Genomic DNA, 4,737 nt, shown 5'->3' with positions numbered 1-4,737 from the left:
CGTGGTGGCGCCCCGGGCGCTGGCCGCGCCACAGCCGGCGGCGACCGGCCCGACGATCCGGCTGCTCACGGCCAACCTGCTCGCCGGGGCCGCCGACACGGGGGCGCTTGTCGAGCTGGTCCGGCAGCACCGGGTCGACGTGCTCACCGTGCAGGAGTTCACTCCGGAGGCGCAGGCGAGCCTGGACCGGCTCGGCCTCGACCGGCTGCTGCCCTACCGGCAGCTCAACGCGCACGTCGGCACGCCCGGGTCCGCGCTCTACTCGCGGTGGCCGATCAGCGACGCCGGCATCCGCAACAACCGCGGTGGCTGGGGGTTCACCCAGGCGTACGGCACGCTCGCCGTCCCCGGTGGCCCGCCGGTACGGGTCGAGTCGGCCCACCCCGCGGCGCCGTCCGCGCTGGACCAGGTCGGCGCCTGGCGTGCCGACCTGGTCGCCCAGCCACCGGCCACCCCCGGCGGCGGCCTGCGGATCCTCGCCGGGGACTTCAACTCCACCCTGGACCACGGGCCGCTGCGCGCACTGCTGCGCACCGGCTACGTCGACGCCGCGGACGCCACCGGCGAGGGCCTGACCGGCACGTGGGGCCCGTACGACGGCGACCTCATCCCCCCGGTCACGATCGACCACGTGCTGGTCGACCGCCGCATCGCCGCCGATGAGGTGACCGTGTTCGACCTGGCCGGCAGCGACCACCGCCCCGTCCTGGCCACCCTCCGCCTGCCCGCGGCCTGACCCCTACCGACCCGTCCCGACGTCCGGGGCACAAGCCGCAGACCGTCGACACACCGTGCAGGATCGCGGAGGTCAGGGAGTTGGCGTCGTGGCGGAGGCGGGGGCCAGGCCGTAGGTGAGGGCGTCGACCAGGGCATGCCAACTGGCCTCGACGACGTTGGGGTGCACGCCCACCGTCGTCCAGTCGCGGCCGCTGTCGTCGGCTGTCTCCAGGAGCACCCGGGTGACGGCGCCGGTGCCGTGGCTGCCCTCCAGGATGCGCACCTTGTAGTCGGCCAGCTCGAACTCGCGAAGCCGCGGATAGTGCCGCGCCAGCCCCACCCGCAGCGCCTCGTCCAGGGCGTTGACCGGGCCGTTGCCCTCCGCGGTGGCGATCACCCGCTCGCCGCGTACCCGGATCTTCACGGTCGCCTCGGAGACGACCGCGCCGTCCTCCCGGTGCTCGACCAGCACCCGGTACGACTCCAGGGTGAACGGCCGGGCCGGGCCGCCCTCCGGCAGCTCGGAGCGGACCAGCAGCTCGAAGGAGGCGTCCGCCGCCTCGAAGGACCAGCCGTCGGCCTCCAGCTCCTTGACCCGCTTGGTGACCCGGGTCAGCGCCTCCGGACGGTCGGTCAGGTCCAGGCCGAGCTCACGGCTCTTGAGCTCGACGCTGGCCCGACCGGCCATCTCGGTCACCAGGATCCGCATGTCGTTGCCCACCACCGACGGGTCCACGTGGTTGTAGAGCAACGGGTCGACCTTGATCGCGCTCGCGTGCAGCCCGGCCTTGTGGGCGAAGGCGGCGGCCCCGGCGTACGCCTGGTGGGTGTCGGGGGCGATGTTGGCGATCTCGGCGATGGCGTGCGAGACCCGCACCATCTGCGCCAGGCAGCCCTCCGGTAGGACGGGCATGCCGAGCTTGAGCTGGAGGTTGGCGACGACCGCGAAGATGTCGGCGTTGCCGGGGCGCTCGCCGTACCCGTTGGCGGTGCCCTGCACGTGGCGGACACCCGCCTCGACGGCGGCGATCGTGTTGGCCACGGCGCACGCGGTGTCGTTCTGCGCGTGCATGCCGAACAGCGCGGGGTCGACGCCGAGTCGGCTGGTCAGGTCGACGATCGCGGCGGTCACCTGGGACGGCAGCATGCCGCCATTGGTGTCACAGAGGACCATCCGCTCGGCGCCCGCGGCGAGCGCGGTCTGCACCACGGCCGCGCCGTACGCCGGGTCGTGGCGGTAGCCGTCGAAGAAGTGCTCGCCGTCGAGGAACACCCGGCGCCCCTCGGAGACAAGGTGGCTGACGGTGTCGTGGATCATCGCCAGGTTCTCCGCGCCGGTGGTGCGCAGCGCACGCTCGACGTGGCGGATGTCGGCCTTGGCAACCAGCGCGACGGCCGGGGTCTGCGCGTCCAGCAGAGCACGCACCTGGGGGTCGTCGGCGACCGCGAGGCCGGCCTTGCGGGTCGCGCCGAACGCGACGAGCACCGCGTGCCGCAGGGTCAGTTCGGCGCGCGCCCGGCGGAAGAACTCGGTGTCCTTGGGCACCGCGCCCGGCCAGCCGCCCTCGATGAAGCCGACACCGAACTCGTCGAGCAGCCGGGCCACCGCCAGCTTGTCGACCACCGAGTAGGTGAGCCCCTCGCGCTGGGCGCCGTCGCGCAATGTCGTGTCGAAGACCTGGAACGTCATCAGGATCCTTTCTCGGAGCAACAAAAAGACCTCCCGCGGATGCGGGAGGTCTGCGCGCTCGGCGGAGGGAGAGCCGGCGCGCTAGGTCGCAATAATCAGGGCGGTGCTGGTCACGCTCGCTACTCTGCCACTCGGCCCCGTTCTTGGGAGAAACTATCCACATCGCGGGACGGCACGGTCGGTGTGGCGACGCCTGACCCGCCGGAAGATGACACCCCGCCCACAAGGAGGCCCCGTGCTCACCGTGTCGCTCGACGCCGACACCCTGCCCGCCGAGGCCGAGGGCTGAGCCGTGGGACTGGACACGATCCGGGCGGCCCTGCCCGCGTACGCCACGGACATCGCCCGCAACCTCGACGCCACCATCGGCACCTCGACGCTGACCCCGGCGCAGACCTGGGGCACGGCCCTGGCCTGTGCGGTGGCCGCCCGCAATCCGCTGGTACTGCGCGAGATCGCTGCCGAGGCGCTCGACCACCTCGGGCCGAACGGCGTCGAGGCGGCCAAGGGCGCGGCGGCAGTCATGGCGATGACCAACATCTACTACCGGGCCACCCACCTCGTCGGCGACTCCGAGTACGCCTCGATGCCGGCCCGGCTCCGCATGCAGATCATCGCCCGTCCGGGGGTGGACAAGAGCGACTTCAAGCTGTGGTGCCTCGGCGTTTCGGCGATCCACGGCTGCGAGATCTGCCTCCAGACGCAGGAGAAGGCGCTGCGTCGCCGTGGCGTCACCCGCGAACAGGTGCACGAGGCGCTGCGGATCTCCGCCGTCGTGCACGCGGTGGCGGTCACGCTGGACGCCGAGGCAGCTCTGGCCTGACTCCCGCCCCGGGCCCGCCACCACGGCGATGGCGCGATCGACGCACCCCGACGGGCCGCGCCACCGACGCTCGGTCCGCCCGTACGGGCCCGCCGACACCCCGGCTCGCCAGCCGGGCGCCGTTTCCGGACCCCGACCGCCGGGTAGCTCCTGCCGGGACGCACCCAGCGACGCCGAGAGACGATCGGCGACAGTCAGGAGTGAACGGCATGGACAGGATCGACCCGCACGCCGCCCACGCCGGGCCCGACCCGCTGCACGGCGGTGATCAGGGCGCCGTGGCGGGCGGCGCACCGACCGGCACCTTCGACCCCTGGCGCTACCGGGACGCGGCCGGAGTGGCCGACGCCGACCTGGTCGGCTACAAGGTCGAGGCCACCGACGGCGGAGTCGGCAAGATCGACAGCGCCAGTCACGAGGTCGGCGGCAGCTACCTGGTCGTGGACACCGGACCGTGGATCTTCGGCAAGAAGGTGATGCTGCCCGCCGGCACCGTCAACCAGGTCGACCACGACCAGCGCACCGTCTCCGTCGACCGCACCCGGGACCAGATCAAGGCCGCCCCGGAGTACGACGAGAGCAGCCACAGCGACCCGACGTACCGGGACCAGCTGGGCGGTTACTACGACGAGACGTACGGCGCGCTGCCGCCGGGCACCGCGCGCTGACCGATCGGACCCAACGGCCGGTGGGGCGAAAAGCCCGCCGGCCGTTACCGTGTGAACGTGGACGCCATCGACGACACACGACCCATCCCGCTGCCCGCGACCTTCAACTTCCGCGACGTCGGCGGCTACCCCGGCCACGACGGCCGCACCGTACGCCGGGGTCGCCTCTACCGCTCCGACTCCCTGCACCGCCTCGACGAGCAGGACCGGGACGCGTTCGCCGCGATCGGCATCCGCACCGTCATCGACCTGCGCCGCCCCACCGAGGTGGAGCGCGACGGTCGGGTGCCGGCATACCAGGGGCTGACCTACCGGCACATCCACCCGGAGCACGAGGACTGGTCGGGTACGCCGCACCAGAAGGGCACCGACCTGGCCCGCTACCTCGCCGACCGGTACGCCGACCTGGCCCAGACCGGCACCGCGGGGCTGGCCGAGGCGATCGGACTGATCGCGGATTCCGCGAATGCCCCGGTGGTGGTGCACTGCGTGGCCGGCAAGGACCGCACCGGCATCGTCTGCGCCCTCACCCTCGCCGTCCTGGGCGTCGACGACGCCGACATCACCGCCGACTACGCGCTGAGCAGCGAGGCGTCGGCCCGGTTCAGCGCCTGGCTGGCCGCCACCATGCCGAACGCGGCCGAGGTGCCCGCGCCGTTCTTGGCGTCACCCGCCGAGGCCATGCAGATGTTCCTGGACGAGCTGCGCGAGGGGCACGGCTCGATCGAGGCGTACCTGCGCCACGCCGGGGTGACCGACGAGCAGCTCGCGGCCCTGCGCGACCACCTGCTCGACGAGGTCTAGCGGGCCGCGCTGACCGGCCCGTGGGAACGGGCCGG

Annotated in this window: 5 protein-coding genes; 4 read left to right on the top strand and 1 reads right to left on the bottom strand. The window is 72.9% G+C overall.

The window, feature by feature from the left end; all coding sequences use genetic code 11:
* On the top strand, positions 1-736 hold a 736-nt coding region (locus AB0J68_RS27570; protein ID WP_363941254.1), incomplete at its 5' end, for an endonuclease/exonuclease/phosphatase family protein.
* A gap of 72 nt (positions 737-808) precedes the next feature.
* On the opposite strand, the gene cimA is transcribed toward AB0J68_RS27570, so the two are convergent.
* Positions 809-2,407, bottom strand: coding sequence for a citramalate synthase (gene cimA / locus AB0J68_RS27565; RefSeq protein WP_363941252.1), 1,599 nt, complete (start codon positions 2,405-2,407; stop codon positions 809-811).
* A gap of 292 nt (positions 2,408-2,699) precedes the next feature.
* On the opposite strand from cimA, the gene AB0J68_RS27560 reads away from it, so the two are divergent.
* The 3 genes from AB0J68_RS27560 to AB0J68_RS27550 all read left to right on the top strand — a co-directional run bounded on the left by AB0J68_RS27560 (position 2,700) and on the right by AB0J68_RS27550 (position 4,702).
* Positions 2,700-3,230, top strand: coding sequence for a carboxymuconolactone decarboxylase family protein (locus tag AB0J68_RS27560; RefSeq protein WP_363941249.1), 531 nt, complete (start codon positions 2,700-2,702; stop codon positions 3,228-3,230).
* A gap of 209 nt (positions 3,231-3,439) precedes the next feature.
* Entirely contained in the window at positions 3,440-3,898 is a 459-nt protein-coding gene (locus tag AB0J68_RS27555; RefSeq protein ID WP_363941246.1) for a PRC-barrel domain containing protein, read from the top strand.
* A 57-nt stretch (positions 3,899-3,955) separates the two neighbouring features.
* On the top strand, positions 3,956-4,702 hold the full coding sequence (locus AB0J68_RS27550) for a tyrosine-protein phosphatase (RefSeq protein ID WP_363941244.1): 747 nt from the start codon (positions 3,956-3,958) through the stop codon (positions 4,700-4,702).
* Positions 4,703-4,737 lie beyond the last annotated feature (35 nt).

It is taken from the genome of Micromonospora sp. NPDC049580 (assembly GCF_040675595.1).
Classification (GTDB): Bacteria; Actinomycetota; Actinomycetes; order Mycobacteriales; family Micromonosporaceae; genus Micromonospora.
This window is presented reverse-complemented; position numbering and strand designations above follow the sequence as displayed.